We start from the raw sequence: 17289 nt of genomic DNA, 5'->3' as shown, positions 1-17289 counted from the left end.
TTAATAAATACAATCACAATATGGAATACGAATACGAACTAAAACGACTTGAAGGTATTGAACGTTTGCGCGGCATGATCGATAAGATTAAGACTGCCATGTTTACTACCTACAGCGCCACAGAAGGTTTCCATAGCCGCCCGATGGGTACCGCTCAACTGGATGTTGAAGGTAACCTGTGGTTCTTCACCAATCAGTTTTCGACCAAGATGGCCGAAATATCAATAGAGAACAAAGTATTGGTTACTTATGCAGATACAGAACGTAACAGCTATATAACTATAACCGGGCACGTGTATGTGTCTGATGACCGGGCTAAGATCCAGGAACTTTGGTCGCCTGTGTTAAATTTCTTTTTTCCATTGGGTCTTGATGATCCCAAGCTTGCTCTGATAAGGATTGATACTGAGCATGCCGAATACTGGGATACCAGCAGGAGTGAGATTGTGATCTTATTTAAACGGATTGAAGCGGCAATAAAAGGCAAAAAATTTGAACGCGATGAGCATAACGAGGTGGATTTATAAAATACAGGCGGATGAACATCTGCCTTTTTTGTAATATTGACCCAATGAATTTTGAAAATAGCCAGGCGTTTGCACAATCACTGGATGCGAACGATCAATTCCATAGTTTCCGCGATGAGTTTCATATCCCACAGCATGAGGGTAATAATGCCATATACCTTTGTGGCAACTCACTCGGGCTCCAGCCTAAAAGTACCGAAAGTGTCATAGCCAACCAATTGGCCGCCTGGAGGAATTTAGGGGTAGAGGGTTGGTTTGAAGGCAATGAACCCTGGCTGCAATATCATAAGCAGCTGATTAGCCCGCTGGCTAAGATTGTAGGTGCGCAAGAGAATGAGATTGCTGTTATGAACTCATTAACCGTGAATCTGCATTTGCTGATGGTGAGTTTCTATAAACCAGCAGGTAAACGATATAAAATATTAATGGAGGCAGGTGCTTTTCCGTCCGATCAATATGCGGTAGAGAGCCAGGTTAAGTTCCATGGTTTCGACCCATCAGATGCCGTTATAGAACTGTTTCCACGCGAAGGTGAATACATATTACGTACCGACGATATATTAGCCCAGATCGAAGCTAATGCCGATGAAATAGCTTTAGTGCTTTTTGCAGGTATAAATTACTATACAGGCCAACTGTTTGACTTGAAGGCCATTGCAGAAGCCGGGCACAAGGCAGGCGCTTATGTGGGGTTTGATCTGGCACATGCTGCAGGCAATGTGCCATTGAAATTACATGAATGGGGCGCCGATTTTGCCTGTTGGTGTTCGTATAAATACATGAACTCTGGCCCGGGTGGCATTAGTGGCATTTTTGTGCACGAGAAACATCATAACGATGATACGCTCGATCGTTTTGCCGGTTGGTGGGGCTACAGATTAGATACCCGCTTTAAAATGACGCAAGGCTTTCAACCAGAAATTGGTGCCGAAGGATGGCAGGTGAGTACAAGCCCAATTTTATTGATGGCTTCGTTGAACGCGTCGTTACAGTTGTTTGAAAAAGCAGGCAGCATAGAAGCTTTGAATAAAAAGAGCATTCAATTGACCGCATATCTCGAGTATCTGATTAATGAAGTAAATAAGGAAATTGGCTACGAGCATTTTAAGATCATCACACCGGCTAATCAACAGGAGCGGGGCAGTCAGCTTTCTATCATCTGCAAAAGTGATGGCAAGGCTATTTTCGATTACCTGGTAAGCAATGGTGTAATTGGCGACTGGCGCGAACCGGATGTGATCCGTATTAGCCCGGTGCCGTTGTATAACAGTTTCGAGGATGTTTACCAGGCTGCTAAATACCTGTTAGAAGCTGTTAAACAGGTAGTAAAGCAATAATGCTGAAGATAGCCTTCGACCCGATATACGCTCACCCATTACCGGAAGCCCACCGCTTCCCGATGCTGAAGTATGAGCTGATACCGGGGCAATTGCTGCATGAAGGTATTATCAGTCAGGAGAACTTGTTTTCCCCCGATCCGGTATCCGAAGAAATTGTGCTCTGGACGCACGAACAAACTTATTGGGAGCAGCTACGCGATTTAACTTTATCACCCAAAGATCAGCGCCGCACCGGTTTCCCGCTCTCAGCCCGTTTAGTAGAGCGTGAGTTAAGAATTGCGCAGGGAACTATAGATGGTTGCCATTATGCTTTTGAATACGGCATCGCTTTTAATATAGCTGGTGGCACCCATCATGCCGGCAGTAACTGGGGCGAAGGGTTTTGTTTGTTAAATGATCAGGCGATAGCCGCTAATTATTTGCTAAAGAAAGGTTTAGCGCAATCTATATTGATTGTTGATTTAGATGTGCACCAAGGTAATGGTACGACGCAAATCTTCGAGCATAACCCAGCGGTGTTTACTTTCTCGATGCATGGTGATAAGAATTTCCCATTCAGGAAAGAAAGATCAGATCTGGATATACCATTGCCGGATGATACCGGCGATGAAGAATTTCTCGAGATCCTCACCAAAACCCTGCCTAAACTCATCGCGCAGCAAAAGCCCGATTTTATATTTTATCTGGCAGGGGTAGACATCCTCGCTACCGATAAACTGGGCAAACTCAAAGTATCCAAAGAAGCCTGCAAAGCCCGTGATCAGTTTGTGCTGGAACAATGTAAGCTAAATAATATCCCGGTACAGGTAAGTATGGGAGGTGGTTACTCTACGGATATTAAGGATATTGTGGAGGCACACTGTAATACTTACAGAGTAGCGATTGATCTGTATTTCTGAGAGAAATAAATTAATCCGTCATGCCGAACTTGTTTCGGCATCCCACAGGACAGGTAGCAAACTTTGCATATCCGCTTAGCAAGTGGGGTGCTGAAACAAGTTCAGCATGACGGCAGCGGGTTATGCGGTATGGGTATAAGCGTGCTTCTTACTAATATTACTAAACCTCAAATAAAGTAAAACGGAAGCAGTCAACAACCCCAGCACCAACCCATACCAAACACCCATAACCCCTAAATGAAAATGTACGCCAAGTACATACCCAACCGGGATGCCTAAAACCCAGTAGGCCAAAAAGGTAATTAGGGTAGGGACGTTTACATCGCCCATACCACGTAATACACCCAAGCCAATTACTTGTGCGCCATCAAATAATTGGAATATTGCTGCCAAGATAAGTAGTTGTGCTGCAATAGCTATTACATTTTCATCTGAAGTATATATCCACGGTAACCAGTTGTGAAATATGGTGAAAATCAATGCAGTTATCGACATGAAAACCAATACCACATGGTAACTCGCAATGGCCGAATGCCGGAGATCGTCAAAGCGTTTACCTCCAAAAAAATTGCCCGACTTAATGGCTGCCGCTGCTGATACACCACTTGCCATCATGTAAGTAATAGAGGCCATATTAAGTGCTATCTGGTGCGCGGCCTGCGGTACAGCACCCATAGTACCAATAATAATAGCAGCGCCGCCAAATGCGCTAACCTCAAAGGTGTATTGCATAGCCACAGGTGCACCAATTTTAATTAATTGTTTAATGCGCGATTTGCTGATGCTCTCTAAAATAAAACCTTTTAAATAGGCTTTAAAACGTGCAGAGCGCAATACGTAAAACGACATGATAATGGCCATCATGGTACGGTCGATCAAGGTACTGTAGCCCACACCGCGGATCCCCATAGGATGAATGCCGAACAGGCCTTTTACAAATGTGATGCCCAGAATGATATTCAACACATTACCCCATATCGAAATCTTCATGGCCTGCTTGGTGAAGCCAAGCCCTTCTGCAAATTGCTTAAAGGTTGTAAACAACATCATAGGGATTACGGAGATGCCTAATAAAAGCAGGAACGGTTTCGCCTGTGCAATTACATCGGCAGATTGATCCAAGTGGTTTAACATTAATACCGCACCGAAGTAGATCAACAGAAATAGTATCACACTACTGATGATGTTTACCAGTAAACTATTGGCCAGTAGTTTACCGCATTCGTGAAAATCCTGTTTGCCGTTTTGCTGTGCGATGAGTGGTGTTAAGGCATAAGACATACCCAGGCCAATTACCATAACAATCATAAACATGGCATTAACCAGTGATACTGCCGCCAAAGCCACTGTACCTGCAAAGTGGCCCACAATAATGCTATCGGAAGTTTGTACGAGAATATGCCCCAATTGCGAGATTACCACCGGAATAGCCAGTTTAAGGTTGTCCCGGTAATGGGGTTTGTATTTGGCTAAAAATTGTTGCATAACGGCGGTTAGTATTGGCCGTCAAAAATAGGGTTTTTGAGTTTGATCTTATGCCGCTGTGTAAAACTCTTCTTTCTCGGTAGTATGCACACGTATAACACCGGATAATACGAGATCAACCATGATGCGCTGGGCACGGCGGCGGCTCAGGTTTAATAATGTACAGTATTCCTTTACAGTAATACGGTCGTGCGTTTCCAGGTATTCGAGCAAGGCTTTTTCTTTGGTAGAATATTCGATCAATACGCCTTTATCATCATTGGAGCGCTTCAGCACATCAACTACAATTTTGCTGGCCAATACGCTTTTGTCTTTCACGCGTACGTATACCCACCATTTGCCATCATCGCCCAGGGCATAGTGGGGTTTAAGGTCGCTTTCGGGTATTTCTACAATCAGAACTAACTTATCGTCAACATAAACCTCTTCGAAATTGGGTTCCAGTGCTGGTTTGGCAAAAAAGTGAGCCGCTTTAGTAATCATGTAGCGTTCTTCTTCTTCGTCTTTTACACCCTTAATGGTACCGTCATCAGCAACACCAATAAGCAAACGTCCGCCCTTGTTGTTGGCGAAAGACACCATAGTTTTAGCTATCTTTTCGCAGCTGGTTATGGTTTTCTTAAAATCTTGTGTTACGGTTTCACCTTCCAGTATCAGTCTCTTAATGTTCATGCCCCTCGTTGTGTTATGGTGTAATGTAAGGTGTTTTAATCTCCATCCAAGTATTTGGATCGGCCAATGGCACAAAACCAAACTGTTCGTACAGGCTATGTGCGTCTTTGGTAGCTAACGACCATCTGCGCAACCCCTGCAATTCGGGATAGCTTTTGATGGTATGTATCAGCCATTTACCCAAGCCATGCCCACGGTGTTCTTCACTGATAAATACATCGCAGATATAAGCAAATGTAGCCTTGTCGCTAATTACCCGCGCAAAACCTACTGTAACATTATCTTTATAAATGCCGAAGCATATTGAATTATCTACTGCGCGTTTGAAAACATCTTCGGGCATGCCTTTTGCCCAGTATGATTCATTGACTAACAGGTAATATACGGAATCTACATCAAGTAATTGTTTGTCTGTTGAAATACTGTATCCATTTTGTATGCAGTTGTTTATTAGTTCGTCAGTCACCATTACTTTGTAGATTTTATGCAGGTTTTTCGGTAAAGTTTAGATTACGAATGTAAACTTCGTTGTTTACTGTTACGCAAACTTCGCCCACTTTATTGTAAAATTCTATGTTGAAAATACGCGTGTATTTTCCCTCGGTGTTAATAATATTTTCGGCTTCGGCAATGTCGTCATCCGTAAGTGTAGCTGTAAAACGCAGGTCGGTGCTACCCGGTTTTAAAAAATTGATTTGGGCCGACTTACTCCATACAATAACCTTATATCCCTTGTTAATCAATACCTGGTGCATCATGATGGGATGGAAGGGGTCGGCAGCGCAAAACAATGTTCCGCCAAAGATGGCCTGATTATAATTGATGTTAAACAGACTCTTGTTAACCTTTACCGTAGTGCTTTTAAAATCTTTAGAGATATTAACCACCCAGATACGCTGAAACAAAAGCGGGGGATAAAACCGCAGTCCCCATTTAAGTAAAGAAGCCGTGATAGCCATAAGCCGAATATCAGTATAATGACTTATTGTTGAAATAGGGAAGGGTAATTATTTATGCACATTAGAGATGTCCATTTTGCTTTTGTCATTCAGAACGCAGTGAAGAATCTTCTGCGGTAATACACGACGGTAATACAGAGCGTAGAAGATCCATCGCTATCGCTCTGGATGACAAAAGATTAATCACCAATTAATAAATCCAAACATTTGATTAATGCCGGCGTTAATAGTATGCATCTGATTGATTAACAGTTTAATTCAATAACTATGAAAAAGAACATTTTAAAATTCGCTTTAGCGACAATATTTGCAGGTACTATGGCGGTAGGTTGTAGTTCCGAAAAATCGGCAAGCAGCAGTTCAGACAGTACCAAAATGGACTCCACTAAAATGAGCGCTCCGGCTACTGATTCTGTTAAGACCGATACAGTGAAGAGGGATACAACAAAGACTCCTGCTAAATAATATTTCTTTTATTAAAAGGAGAGGCCCGTCTATTAGTCGGGCCTTTTTGTGTTTTATGGCGAATTTTTAAATGAAAATTATTGTTAATCTATAGTTAATTATAATTGTTTATCAATTACTTGTGTATTTCAATTAATGTATTTATTTAGATTAAGTGAGAGGTTAAATAGGCACTTGCTAAAATATTGCAGCAGTCTTTGTGTACACGTTTCGAGTACTTCAGCAACGTATCTATCGAACCGATTTTGTCATTCTGAAAGTAATGGAGAATCTCCGGCGCCCTGAATTTATTCTGTTAATTCCTTAATTCAGTAAATTCTGGTTCAAGACTATTTATTGAAGAAGATTCTTCGCTGGCGCTCTGAATGACAAGATGCGGAATAAGAAAGTTTACAAACAAAAAAGGTCCGGCACATTTGTGCCGGACCTTTTTTAAGAGAGAGAAAACTCTTTAAGCGCTGACAATAGCCGGCTTAATAATTTTACCCGCAGAATATATTTTACGAACCTGGTAGGTTTTTTTGTTTTGCGATTCGAAGTAGGTACGCACGTTAATTTCAGCCAGGATACCCAGTGTGATTAGTTGCACGCCGCCTAGTAAAAGGATCAATCCCAGAATCAACATTGGTTTGCCCCAAATGTCGTGGCCCATTATTTTAAGTACCAGTAGATATAAATTAATCAGCACACCAAAGAAGAATAACGTAAAACCAATGCTACCGAAAAGGTGCATAGGTTTTTGGATATACTTGCGGAAGAATACCATCAGGATTAAATCGCTGATTACCTTAAATGTGCGGTTAATACCGTATTTAGATTTACCGTGGATGCGGGCATGGTGGGCAACATCCACCTGGGTAATACGGGCACCCTGTTGTTTAGCCAGTACCGGGATAAAGCGGTGAAGCTCGCCGTATAATCCTAAGTTCTGCGCAATTTCAGTACGAAAGATCTTTAAGGTACAACCGTAATCTTTAATGTAAACACCAGTCATCTTACGGATCATGGCGTTAGCAATTTTGCTTGGTATTTTGCGCAGAAACATACCGTCCTGGCGATTTTTGCGGTTACCTGCTACTACGTCCCAATCTTCATCCTTCAGCTTTTGCAGCATAGAGGGGATGTCTTTAGGGTCGTTTTGTAAATCACCATCCAATAGGGCAATATATTCGCCTTCGGCATGGTCAATACCAGCGGTCATGGCAGTACTTTGTCCGTAATTTTTGCGCAGCTCAACCAGTTTAACGCGGCTGTTATCGTTTTTAATAATCTCCTGTTGTGTACCATCTTCAGATCCATCGTCAACAAAAACTACCTCATAATCAATACCAGACAATGCTGAATTGATTTCGGCAATAAGCGGACTAATGTTTTCTTTCTCGTTGAGTACTGTAATGACTACTGAAAGTTCGGGCATGTGGAAATTATGTTATTGGGAGGCAAAGATAAGATTTTTAAATTTCGAATTTCGAATGTTCAATTTCGGATTTCCAAAAAGCGCGTCATTGCGAGGTACGAAGACAACCGACCATAGGGAGCTCATCAATACAAATGAAAAAACAAAACACATTTATTGATAATCTCAGACCTATTATCACTATCCTTACATAAGGCATAACCCGTTTTTTATTAGGAATGGTAGAGTGCTTTATCATCATCAGTGGATGTAACTTTTCTTTGACCGCCAAAGAAAAGTCACCAAAAGAAAGATCGTGGCTGCTTTATTTTCTATGAATGTTTCTGCTGTGGCTAATGTTGTGCTGCCCGAAAATCAAGAGGCCACATTGTTAGGTTATTAAAGGTTCGTCTGAGCAGTTGTCCAATTGGTTTCCTGTCTTGATTCTTGGCTCTCGATTCTTGATTCTCTTCGAAGCTACTCTTCCTGATCAGCATGCATCATTTCTTCCTTGCGCATTGGCATGGCATCAATAAGGCCAAATAGTTTTTTTGTGGTTACAGGCTGGTGGCTGCGTAGTTTTTCACCATTGTCTTTACCAATCAGCAATACTGTAAAGCCCGAACGGATGTGGTTTGTTTTGGCTGCAGCCGACTTTGAATCATAGATCATTACTTCAACATCGCGTTGTTGTAAACCTGCTTTATCGGCCATCAAAAGTTGCTCCTGCTGCTTCAACGCACTTTGTGATGATTTGTCTGCAAACAATAATACGGTACGTTTAGCGGTATGTTGTGTGTAATTGCCTATCACCAGCATGCCCATTATAAGGTGTTTCAACATAATACATTAACATGCTCAATTAAAAATTGTTGCGTAAAGTATATTATAACATTTTCGCGACAAATAGCCCTAAAACGGTTAATCTTAAAATTCTTATATTTGCGGCTTCAAAATGAATAAGAAAGTCGCTTTTTATACGCTGGGTTGTAAGCTGAATTATTCGGAGTCGTCTGCTATTGGCCGCCAGTTTACACAGGCAGGTTATCAGTCGGTTACGTTTACAGATGAGCCCGATATCTTTGTAATTAACACCTGTTCGGTAACTGAAAACGCTGATAAAAAGTGTAAAAAGATAGTAAAGGAAGCACTTAAAATTTCGCCCGAAGCATACATCGTTGTGGTGGGTTGCTATGCACAATTAAAGCCTGTTGAGATTTCCGAAATACCGGGTGTTGACATGGTGCTTGGCGCTGCCGAGAAATTCCAGATCATAGATCATATTACGGATCTAACCAAGCAGCCTAAAACGCTGATCTATAATCAGCCGGTGTCTGAGGCTAAGGAATTTGTTACCTCTTATTCATTTGGCGACCGTACCCGTACTTTCCTGAAAGTGCAGGATGGCTGCGATTACTCATGTACTTTCTGCACCATTCCGCTGGCTCGCGGTAACAGCCGAAGCGATAATATCGAAAACGTATTAAAGCAAGCTGCTGATATTGCTGCATCTGGTGTACGCGAAATTGTATTGACCGGTGTTAACCTCGGCGATTTCGGTTTGCAGAATGGCGAGCGTGTAAATAAATTCATCGACCTGGTAAAGGCGTTGGATGAGGTAGAAGGGATAGACCGGATCAGGATCTCGTCTATCGAACCTAATTTATTGACTGACGAGATCATTGAATTTGTAGCCACTTCGAAAAGATTTGTTCCGCATTTCCATATCCCGCTGCAATCTGGTTCTGATAAAATATTAGGCCTAATGCGCCGCCGTTACAAACGTGCTTTATATTCCGACCGTGTAGCCAGGATCAAGGCATTAATGCCAGACTGTTGTATTGGTGTAGACGTAATTGTTGGTTTTCCAGGTGAAACCCGTGAAGACTTTATCGATACCTATAATTTCCTGAACGAACTGGATATTTCATACCTGCACGTATTTACTTACTCGGAACGTGAAAATACTTTGGCCGCCGAAATGGGTGGCGAAGTGCCGGGATCAACCCGTGCCGAAAGAAGCAAAATGCTGCATATACTTTCTGATAAAAAACGCCGTTCTTTTTACGAATCGCAACTGGGATCAACCGGCCAGGTTTTGTTTGAGGGAGATATTAAAGAGGGTTATATGCATGGCTTTACCCGCAACTACGTGAAGGTAAAGACGAAATACGACCCCATACTGGTGAATGAGCTACGTACGGTTACTTTAACCGCCATAGCGCCAGATGGTGATGTTGAAATTACAGAAAGCGAAGAGATATTAGTTCATTAAGTTTTATATTCGCTCCAAAATACTACCTGAATGTTTCCAACCCTTTCTGACCTAATCAGATATTTTACCGGTGCTAACATACCGTTGCCTTTTCAAACTTTTGGCTTCTTTGTAGCCCTTGCTTTTATGGCTGGTTACGGGGCTTTTGGCGAAGAGTTTAAACGTAAAGAGAAACTGGGCTACATTAAGCCTGTTGAGAAAACGGTAACCATTGGCAAACCCGTTCAATGGACTGACCTGATAGGCAATGGCTTTTTCGGTTTTATTGCCGGTTATAAATTGCTTGATGCTGTACTGAACTATCACGACCTGGTAAATGATCCGCAGGATTTTATTTTGTCGCTTCGCGGAAACTGGATTGGTGGTATTTTAATGGGCGTAGGTTTTGTTTACTGGGCTTATGCCGATGGTAAAAAACAGGAACTGGCCGAACCAATTACCAAACGTGTAATTGTACATTCTTACGATTTATTGGGCAGCATTTTAGTTTGGGCGGCTGTATTTGGCTTTGCCGGAGCGAAGCTGTTTAATGCTTTAGAGAACTGGGACGATTTTATGAAAGACCCGGTAGGCATGTTGATCGGCTTTAGCGGATTAACTTTTTACGGTGGTTTAATTTGCGGCGGTGCTGCTGTATTATATATTGCCAATAAAAATGGTATTAAGCCATTGGATATGCTGGATGTGGGCGGTCCGGGTATGATGCTGGCTTACGGTGTTGGCCGTATTGGCTGCCAGATGAGCGGCGATGGCGACTGGGGGATCCCCAACCTTGACCCCAAACCACATTGGTTAAGCTGGGCACCGGACTGGATGTGGTCGTTCAAGTTTCCTCATAATGTTAACGGTGTCGATTTTAATAATCATATACCAGATTGTATAGGTAAGTATTGCAACGAGTTACGTTTGCCGGTTTATCCAACTTCGTTCTACGAATCCGTAATCTGTATCCTGCTGTTTTTGGTGCTTTGGAGCCTGCGCAATAAGCTTAAACCATTGCCGGGATTAATGTTCGGTATTTATTTGATCTTAAACGGCATCGAACGTTTCTTTATCGAGCTGATCCGTGTAAATACACGCTACCATATCGGCAGCCTATCATTCACTCAAGCCGAACTGATTTCACTTTGTTTAGTAATAGGAGGGATTGCACTTTGTGTTAATGCTTTCCGTAAAAAACAAACCTTAACGCATGCCGGATAAAACTTTAGGCCAAAAGATACTGGGTAACCAGTTTTTACGGTTCATTGTATCGGCAGGGGCTGGTTTCCTGGTCGATATTGGTTCTTATTACATATTCTATCATAACCTGTTTAAACGGGATAGTTACGAGATCATCAATTATCACGTCAGTAATTATATCCTGTCGTTAAGCATTTCGTTTTTTCTGGGCGTGATTGTCAATTTCCTGATTACCCGGTATATGGTGTTTTCGGAATCTAAATTGCAACCGGCACAGCAGTTTCTAAGATTTTCTTCTGTCGCATTTATTGGCTTCTTTGCCAACCTGGCCATCTTAAAAGTAATGGTTGTTTACCTGCACATGTATCCACCGGTTGCACGCCCGGCTGCTGCTTTAAGTTTATTTTTCGCAAGCTTTTTTATCCATAAACTGTTTTCATTTAACTTAAAACTACGAGATCATGCTGGAAACCATAACCCTGCAGGTAATTGAAGTAGCCAAACAGGCAGGCGCTTTTATCCGTGAGGAACGCACCAAATTCAATTCAGACAAAATAGAGTATAAAGGCCTTAACGACCTCGTATCGTACGTTGATAAAACAGCCGAAGGTATAATTGTTGAAGCCCTCGAAAAGATATTACCCGAAGCTGGTTTCCTTACCGAAGAAAAAACCATCAAGCGTACCGGCGAACGTTACAACTGGATCATCGACCCGTTGGATGGTACCACTAACTTTATTCACGGTCTAACTGTTTTCTCAGTAAGTATCGCCCTCAAAGAATACGATGAACTGGTTGCCGGAGTAGTGTATGAAGTAAATCTCGATGAATGTTTCTATGCCTGGAAGGGTGCACCGGCTTATCTGAACGGCAAGGAGATCCATGTAAGTAAAGCACCTAAAATTGCTGATAGCTTACTGGCTACCGGTTTCCCTTATTACGATTTTACTAAACAACCCCAATACATTGCCCTGTTTACCGATCTGATGCAGCACTGTCACGGCTTACGCCGTCTGGGTTCTGCCGCAACAGATCTGGCTTATACTGCTTGTGGTCGCTTTGATGGTTACTATGAATATAACTTAAAGCCATGGGATATTGCAGCAGGTATCATCATCGTTCGCCAGGCTGGTGGTACGGTTACAACCTTTATAGGTGGTAATGATGTGTTGGAGAAATGTGATATCGTTGCTACCAATGCTTTAATTGGTGATGAATTGGTAGAAAAGATAGGGGAGTATTTCGTTTCTTAGATTTCACTGATTTTAGACGGTGATTTCACCGATGCATTCCATTGCGTCATTGCGAGGTACGAAGCAATCCCCGACCTACAGAGCCGCTCTGTACCGTTCGCGATTGTTTTATACCCTTACTTCAACAGCCTGAATATCTCCCAATGATGCCCAAAACGATCAGCGATTCTGCCCAGTCTGTACCCATAATCCTGATTTGCTACCGGATAAATTTCTTTGGCACCAGCAGCAATAGCACGAGCTGCTGCTACGTCCGGATCCATTACCTGTAAACCCATGCGAATGGTTGTGCCACCCAATGTCTCCGGACTAAAATTGCCATGTTCGGGGCTCTCGTCTGCTACCAGAAAATTGACGGCATCAATAGCAAGTTGCGCTACAACTGCACCATCTGGGTCTCGTACAACAAATACTTCTGTTGCGCCGAAAGCATTTTTATAGAACTCTATTGCAGCATTGCCATTCCGCACGGATAAAGTAGGGAGAAGGATTGTTGATATGATTTCCATAAGAAGGTAAATTGGTATGTGAAGTTAGGAAATTTATTTTACGCTATTATCGTCATTGCGAGGAACGAAGCAATCCCCGACCTGCAGAGCCACTCTGTATAATTTGCGATTGCTTCGTTCCTCGCAATGACGGTGTGCTTAGGTAACAAAAAAGGCGATCCAATTTAGACCGCCTTTTTATATATCACTGAAATCACCATGCAATCGGTGAAATCAAATTCAATTACATAGCTTCAGAAACAACTTCCTGTACTTCTGGTACCATACGTTTAAGCAGGTTTTCGATACCGGCTTTAAGGGTAATGGTTGATGATGGGCAACCACTGCATGAACCACGCAATTCAACAGTTACAACACCTTCAGTAAATGATTTATAAGCGATAGCGCCACCATCCTGTTCAACAGCCGGGCGAACGTAATCGTGCAGGATTTGCTGGATTTTAACCTCTGCATCTGTACCTTCAAAGTTTACATCAGCTTGCTCTTCTTCCTGAACCTTTAATTCAGACTCAACAGCACCTTTTACAAACTCCTTGATAATCGGTTCAATATCATCCCACTCGCTGCCTTCGGTTTTGGTTACCGTAACAAAGTTACTGGCGAAGAATACACCATTTACAAATGAGAATTTAAAAAGCTCTTTTGCAAAAGTTGATTTTTCTGCGCTTTCTTTGGTAGGATAATCCACACTGCCATTGATCAGCAACTTGTTAACAATGAACTTCATTGTTGCCGGGTTAGGTGTGCTTTCGGTATATACGTTGATATTCATGAGAATTTCTTTTTAGTCTTAATCTATATTAGCAAAGTTATACAGTAAAATCATTTAAAGTGTTATGCTATGTTGTTTTGACCTATACATGACTATATGCCCGTATAGTTTCCTGGCGTTATATTCTTCAGTTCCTGTTTGGTGCTTTCATTCACATCAAGTCCGTCCACAAAACCTGCTATCGTTTCAGCATTAATGCCTGTATTAACGCGTGTAAGCTCTTTTAAAGCCTCATAAGGGTTTGGATAGCCATCGCGACGGAGAATGGTTTGTATAGCCTCTGCAACCACGGCCCAGTTAGCTTCCAGATCGGCATTTAAAGCAGCTTCATTTAGCAATAACTTGTTTAAGCCTTTCATTGTCGATTTAATGGCGATCAAAGTATGCGCAACCGGCACGCCGATGTTACGCAGTACAGTAGAATCTGTTAAATCGCGCTGTAAACGAGACACCGGCAATTTAGCCGCTAAGTGCTCAAATAAAGCATTGGCAATACCCACGTTACCTTCCGAGTTTTCAAAATCAATCGGGTTAACCTTATGCGGCATGGCCGATGAACCAATTTCGCCTGCTTTAATCTTTTGTTTGAAGTAGTTCATCGATATGTAAGTCCACATATCACGGTCAAGGTCAAGAATGATATTGTTGATGCGTTTCAGTGCATCACATTGTGCCGCAAAATTATCATAATGCTCAATCTGCGTAGTAAATTGCGAACGGTGTAAACCTAAAACATCATTCACAAAATGATTGCCAAAGCCTTTCCAATCATGAGTTGGGTAAGCAATATGGTGTGCGTTAAAATTGCCTGTAGCGCCGCCAAACTTAGCCGAGAATGGTACTTGTTTTAATAAAGTTAATTGACTTTCCAAGCGCTCAACAAATACCTCTATCTCTTTACCTAAACGGGTTGGTGATGCAGGTTGGCCGTGAGTGTGTGCCAGCATCGATACATTTTTCCAGTCGGCTGCATATTGTTTCAGCAGGTTAACTAACTCGGTAATGGCCGGGTAGTAAGCCTCGTCTAAAGCTAATTTAAAAGTGTAGGGGATAGCGGTGTTATTAATATCCTGAGAGGTTAAGCCGAAGTGGATAAATTCCTTGTATTCGGATAAACCAATCTCATCAAATTTTTGCTTGATGAAGTACTCAACTGCCTTAACATCGTGGTTGGTGGTTTTCTCGATGTCTTTGATAGACTGTGCATCTGCTTCGCTGAAGTTTTTATAAATGCTTTGTAACTTCTGTGTAACAGTAGCATCTAAAGTACTGAGTTGTGGAAGCTTAAATTGCGTAAGCGTTATGTAATACTCAATTTCTACAAACACCCTGTACTTAATCAGGGCGTACTCTGAGAAATAAGCAGCAAGGTCTTTGGTTACGTTGCGGTAGCGACCATCAACAGGCGATATAGCAGAAAGGGCAGTAAGGTCCATCAATTAATATATAGTTTATGCAAAGGTAATAATTAAGCAATGGTGAGGGAAAGTAATTTCAAATGGAAACTTTGAAATCAAAAAATGTTTCCATAGTTTTGCTCGCGATATGAGTCAGACACAGAGGATATTAGAAGGAGCGTTTGAGCTTTTTATGCAGGCCGGCATAAAGAGCGTGACCATGGATGATATTGCGAAGCACTTAGGGATGTCGAAAAAAACCATCTATCAGCATTTCTCTGACAAAAATGAACTGGTGGTAGAATTGGTTAAAGAGCGACTGGAACACGATAAGAAAGATATAAATGATATTATGGCGCAGTCTGGCAATGTGATTGAAAAGATGCTGAACATGATGAAGTGTTCGGAAGATCTGATTGCCCGCATGAACCCGATTGTAATGCACGATATGCAGAAATATCATTCGGATGCGTGGAAAGAGTTTCAGGCTTTTAAGGCAGAGATCATGGTAGATACGCTTGTTGATCTGTTAAATAAGGGCAAGGAGCAAGGTTACATCCGCCCCGAAATTGATGCCAAAATAATGGCATTGATGCGGGTTGCACAAATAGAAACAGGCTTTAATAATGCCATTTTCCCTTTTAATGAATTTAATGTGTGGACGGTACAGCAACAGTTTTTTGAGCATTTTAACTACGGCATCTGTACACTAAAAGGCTACAAATTGCTTAACGAATACCAAAATATAAATCAGGAATAATCAACCACTCAATATATAAACGCAACAAATGAAGAATGTAATTAAAGCGGGATTGGTGTTATGCATGGCTACCTTAAACAGTTATGCACAGCAAACGCCTGCGGTTAGTCCGTCCTATGATTTTACACTGGCGGATTGTATTCAATATGCATACTTACACCAGGATACCATAGTAAATGCACGCCTGGATGTTAAGAGCGCCGAATACAAAGTAAAAGAAACAACAGGCATCGGTTTGCCTCAAATTAATGGTTCGGCCTCATTTTTAGATTATGTAAAAATACCAACCACCTTAATACCGGGTGAGTTTATAGGGCAGCCGGGTACTTATATCCCCCTTAAATTTGGTGTAAAATACCAGTCTAATTTAGGTTTGGATGCAAGCCAGATCTTGTTCGATGGCAGTTACCTCGTTGGCTTAAAGGCTTCAAAAACCTACAAAGAGCTTTCGCAGCGTAATGTTACACGTAGTTTAATAGAAGCCAATGTGCAGGTTACTAAAGCTTACTACCAGGTATTAGTTAGCGGCGAAAGCATTAAGTTACTTGATGCCAATATTAAACAGATTAAAGAGCAGTACGACCAAACTGCTGCCCAGAATAAACAAGGCTTTGTTGAAAAGATTGATGTTGACCGTGTAAGCGTACAACTAAATGATTTGGTTACTACACGCGCCAACACGCTTAGGTTATTGGTACTTAATATCCAGATGCTTAAGTTTCAAATGGGTATGCCTATTGAAACCCAGTTAACGCTTAAAGATAAGTTAGAGGATGTTAAGCTTGAAGAAACTGAAACTATACTTGCCGCTACAGATACAGCAGCTTACCATAAACGGGTAGAGTATAGTTTATATGAAACACAATTGAAATTAAACAAACTCGATCTTCAAAGACAGAAATCACAGTTCCTGCCAACGCTGTCTGCTGTTGCAAACTATACTTCGTCTTATCAGAATAACAGCTTTAATACTTTATATAACTCACAGTTTCCGTCGAGCTATATTGGCATTAATCTGAAAGTTCCAATTTTCAATGGTTTCCAACGTACTAACCAGGTTAAGCAGGCCAAAATTTCTGTTCAAAAAACACAGAACGATATGGACAACCTGAAGAATGCTTTAAACCTGCAAACCAGTGCTGCTCGTATTGGCTACATCAACGGCTTGCAAACTTTAAACAACCAAAAGCATAACCGTGAGGTTGCAGAAGAGGTATTAAGGGTTTCAAGGATTAAATACCAGCAGGGAGTGGGCTCAAGCATTGAGGTAACCCAGGCCGAAACATCATTAGTAACGGCAGATAACAGTTATATACAAGGTTTATACAATGCCTTAATCAGCAAAGTAGATCTTGACAGAGCATACGGACGCATTCAATAATCACAGCTAATCAATCA

At 41.7% G+C, this 17289-nt stretch carries 19 protein-coding genes; 10 read left to right on the top strand and 9 right to left on the bottom strand.

The genetic code is table 11. The features are described from left to right. The first annotated feature begins 20 nt into the window (after positions 1-20). Genes PQO05_RS16310 through PQO05_RS16300 form a run of 3 tightly spaced genes read left to right on the top strand, consistent with a single transcriptional unit; the run spans position 21 to position 2766 of the window. Positions 21-527 (top strand): pyridoxamine 5'-phosphate oxidase family protein, encoded by a 507-nt coding sequence (locus PQO05_RS16310; protein ID WP_273628445.1) that lies wholly within the window; start codon positions 21-23, stop codon positions 525-527. Positions 528-571: 44 nt separating this feature from the next. Beyond that, positions 572-1864 (top strand): kynureninase, encoded by a 1293-nt coding sequence (gene kynU / locus PQO05_RS16305; protein ID WP_273628444.1) that lies wholly within the window; start codon positions 572-574, stop codon positions 1862-1864. After that, positions 1864-2766, top strand: coding sequence for a histone deacetylase family protein (locus PQO05_RS16300; protein WP_273628443.1), 903 nt, complete (start codon positions 1864-1866; stop codon positions 2764-2766). The genes kynU and PQO05_RS16300 overlap by 1 nt, the downstream gene beginning before the upstream one ends. Before the next feature lie 120 nt (positions 2767-2886). Here PQO05_RS16300 and PQO05_RS16295 read toward each other — a convergent pair whose 3' ends face one another. The 4 genes from PQO05_RS16295 to PQO05_RS16280 are packed head-to-tail and all read right to left on the bottom strand — an operon-like array spanning position 2887 to position 5882. Continuing rightward, complete coding sequence (locus PQO05_RS16295) at positions 2887-4251, bottom strand: MATE family efflux transporter (RefSeq protein WP_273628442.1); 1365 nt, start codon at positions 4249-4251, stop codon at positions 2887-2889. Between the two features lie 48 nt (positions 4252-4299). Continuing rightward, positions 4300-4923, bottom strand: a complete 624-nt coding sequence (locus PQO05_RS16290; protein WP_273628441.1) for an AlbA family DNA-binding domain-containing protein — start codon at positions 4921-4923, stop codon at positions 4300-4302. 13 nt (positions 4924-4936) lie between these two features. Beyond that, positions 4937-5392 (bottom strand): GNAT family N-acetyltransferase, encoded by a 456-nt coding sequence (locus PQO05_RS16285; RefSeq protein ID WP_273628440.1) that lies wholly within the window; start codon positions 5390-5392, stop codon positions 4937-4939. A 13-nt stretch (positions 5393-5405) separates the two neighbouring features. After that, complete coding sequence (locus PQO05_RS16280) at positions 5406-5882, bottom strand: DUF4442 domain-containing protein (RefSeq protein ID WP_273628439.1); 477 nt, start codon at positions 5880-5882, stop codon at positions 5406-5408. Between the two features lie 267 nt (positions 5883-6149). On the opposite strand from PQO05_RS16280, the gene PQO05_RS16275 reads away from it, so the two are divergent. Further along, positions 6150-6347: a hypothetical protein gene (locus PQO05_RS16275; RefSeq protein WP_273628438.1), complete on the top strand. Its 198-nt coding sequence runs from the start codon at positions 6150-6152 to the stop codon at positions 6345-6347. A 451-nt stretch (positions 6348-6798) separates the two neighbouring features. Here PQO05_RS16275 and PQO05_RS16270 read toward each other — a convergent pair whose 3' ends face one another. Next, entirely contained in the window at positions 6799-7764 is a 966-nt protein-coding gene (locus tag PQO05_RS16270; RefSeq protein ID WP_273628437.1) for a glycosyltransferase family 2 protein, read from the bottom strand. 456 nt (positions 7765-8220) lie between these two features. Next, the gene (locus PQO05_RS16265) at positions 8221-8586 is read right to left on the bottom strand and encodes a DUF4174 domain-containing protein (RefSeq protein ID WP_273628436.1); all 366 of its coding nucleotides are present in this window, start codon (positions 8584-8586) and stop codon (positions 8221-8223) included. Positions 8587-8698: 112 nt separating this feature from the next. On the opposite strand from PQO05_RS16265, the gene mtaB reads away from it, so the two are divergent. The 4 genes from mtaB to PQO05_RS16245 are packed head-to-tail and all read left to right on the top strand — an operon-like array spanning position 8699 to position 12453. After that, positions 8699-10018, top strand: coding sequence for a tRNA (N(6)-L-threonylcarbamoyladenosine(37)-C(2))-methylthiotransferase MtaB (mtaB, locus tag PQO05_RS16260; protein WP_273628435.1), 1320 nt, complete (start codon positions 8699-8701; stop codon positions 10016-10018). A gap of 30 nt (positions 10019-10048) precedes the next feature. Then, positions 10049-11221: a prolipoprotein diacylglyceryl transferase gene (locus PQO05_RS16255; protein ID WP_273628434.1), complete on the top strand. Its 1173-nt coding sequence runs from the start codon at positions 10049-10051 to the stop codon at positions 11219-11221. After that, a complete protein-coding gene (locus PQO05_RS16250) occupies positions 11211-11693 on the top strand; it encodes a GtrA family protein (RefSeq protein WP_273628433.1) in 483 nt (160 codons plus the stop codon). The genes PQO05_RS16255 and PQO05_RS16250 overlap by 11 nt, the downstream gene beginning before the upstream one ends. Next, positions 11662-12453 carry an inositol monophosphatase family protein gene (locus tag PQO05_RS16245; RefSeq protein ID WP_273628432.1) on the top strand — a complete coding sequence of 264 codons (792 nt, stop codon included), beginning with the start codon at positions 11662-11664 and terminating at the stop codon, positions 12451-12453. The genes PQO05_RS16250 and PQO05_RS16245 overlap by 32 nt, the downstream gene beginning before the upstream one ends. A gap of 116 nt (positions 12454-12569) precedes the next feature. On the opposite strand, the gene PQO05_RS16240 is transcribed toward PQO05_RS16245, so the two are convergent. The 3 genes from PQO05_RS16240 to purB form a co-directional block, all read right to left on the bottom strand. Beyond that, positions 12570-12962: a VOC family protein gene (locus PQO05_RS16240; protein ID WP_273628431.1), complete on the bottom strand. Its 393-nt coding sequence runs from the start codon at positions 12960-12962 to the stop codon at positions 12570-12572. 223 nt (positions 12963-13185) lie between these two features. Beyond that, complete coding sequence (locus tag PQO05_RS16235) at positions 13186-13734, bottom strand: NifU family protein (RefSeq protein WP_273628430.1); 549 nt, start codon at positions 13732-13734, stop codon at positions 13186-13188. Between the two features lie 92 nt (positions 13735-13826). Beyond that, a complete protein-coding gene (gene purB / locus PQO05_RS16230; protein WP_273628429.1) occupies positions 13827-15170 on the bottom strand; it encodes an adenylosuccinate lyase in 1344 nt (447 codons plus the stop codon). 109 nt (positions 15171-15279) lie between these two features. On the opposite strand from purB, the gene PQO05_RS16225 reads away from it, so the two are divergent. Further along, entirely contained in the window at positions 15280-15891 is a 612-nt protein-coding gene (locus PQO05_RS16225) for a TetR/AcrR family transcriptional regulator (protein ID WP_174314365.1), read from the top strand. Between the two features lie 28 nt (positions 15892-15919). Further along, a complete protein-coding gene (locus PQO05_RS16220; RefSeq protein ID WP_273628428.1) occupies positions 15920-17272 on the top strand; it encodes a TolC family protein in 1353 nt (450 codons plus the stop codon). The last annotated feature ends 17 nt before the right edge of the window (positions 17273-17289 follow it).

The organism is Mucilaginibacter jinjuensis, from assembly GCF_028596025.1.
Taxonomy (GTDB): domain Bacteria; phylum Bacteroidota; class Bacteroidia; order Sphingobacteriales; family Sphingobacteriaceae; genus Mucilaginibacter; species Mucilaginibacter jinjuensis.
This window is presented reverse-complemented; position numbering and strand designations above follow the sequence as displayed.

Bases quoted from the DNA above. Each gene is read 5' to 3' on its own strand.
- PQO05_RS16300 (WP_273628443.1), top strand. From the start codon at position 1,864: ATGCTGAAGATAGCCTTCGACCCGATATACGCTCACCCATTACCGGAA.
- PQO05_RS16285 (WP_273628440.1), bottom strand. From the start codon at position 5,392: ATGGTGACTGACGAACTAATAAACAACTGCATACAAAATGGATACAGT.
- PQO05_RS16235 (WP_273628430.1), bottom strand. From the start codon at position 13,734: ATGAATATCAACGTATATACCGAAAGCACACCTAACCCGGCAACAATG.
- PQO05_RS16275 (WP_273628438.1), top strand. From the start codon at position 6,150: ATGAAAAAGAACATTTTAAAATTCGCTTTAGCGACAATATTTGCAGGT.
- PQO05_RS16225 (WP_174314365.1), top strand. From the start codon at position 15,280: ATGAGTCAGACACAGAGGATATTAGAAGGAGCGTTTGAGCTTTTTATG.
- PQO05_RS16295 (WP_273628442.1), bottom strand. From the start codon at position 4,251: ATGCAACAATTTTTAGCCAAATACAAACCCCATTACCGGGACAACCTT.
- PQO05_RS16255 (WP_273628434.1), top strand. From the start codon at position 10,049: ATGTTTCCAACCCTTTCTGACCTAATCAGATATTTTACCGGTGCTAAC.
- PQO05_RS16240 (WP_273628431.1), bottom strand. From the start codon at position 12,962: ATGGAAATCATATCAACAATCCTTCTCCCTACTTTATCCGTGCGGAAT.
- PQO05_RS16220 (WP_273628428.1), top strand. From the start codon at position 15,920: ATGAAGAATGTAATTAAAGCGGGATTGGTGTTATGCATGGCTACCTTA.
- kynU (WP_273628444.1), top strand. From the start codon at position 572: ATGAATTTTGAAAATAGCCAGGCGTTTGCACAATCACTGGATGCGAAC.
- PQO05_RS16265 (WP_273628436.1), bottom strand. From the start codon at position 8,586: ATGTTGAAACACCTTATAATGGGCATGCTGGTGATAGGCAATTACACA.
- PQO05_RS16270 (WP_273628437.1), bottom strand. From the start codon at position 7,764: ATGCCCGAACTTTCAGTAGTCATTACAGTACTCAACGAGAAAGAAAAC.
- mtaB (WP_273628435.1), top strand. From the start codon at position 8,699: ATGAATAAGAAAGTCGCTTTTTATACGCTGGGTTGTAAGCTGAATTAT.
- PQO05_RS16250 (WP_273628433.1), top strand. From the start codon at position 11,211: ATGCCGGATAAAACTTTAGGCCAAAAGATACTGGGTAACCAGTTTTTA.
- PQO05_RS16290 (WP_273628441.1), bottom strand. From the start codon at position 4,923: ATGAACATTAAGAGACTGATACTGGAAGGTGAAACCGTAACACAAGAT.
- PQO05_RS16280 (WP_273628439.1), bottom strand. From the start codon at position 5,882: ATGGCTATCACGGCTTCTTTACTTAAATGGGGACTGCGGTTTTATCCC.
- PQO05_RS16245 (WP_273628432.1), top strand. From the start codon at position 11,662: ATGCTGGAAACCATAACCCTGCAGGTAATTGAAGTAGCCAAACAGGCA.
- PQO05_RS16310 (WP_273628445.1), top strand. From the start codon at position 21: ATGGAATACGAATACGAACTAAAACGACTTGAAGGTATTGAACGTTTG.
- purB (WP_273628429.1), bottom strand. From the start codon at position 15,170: ATGGACCTTACTGCCCTTTCTGCTATATCGCCTGTTGATGGTCGCTAC.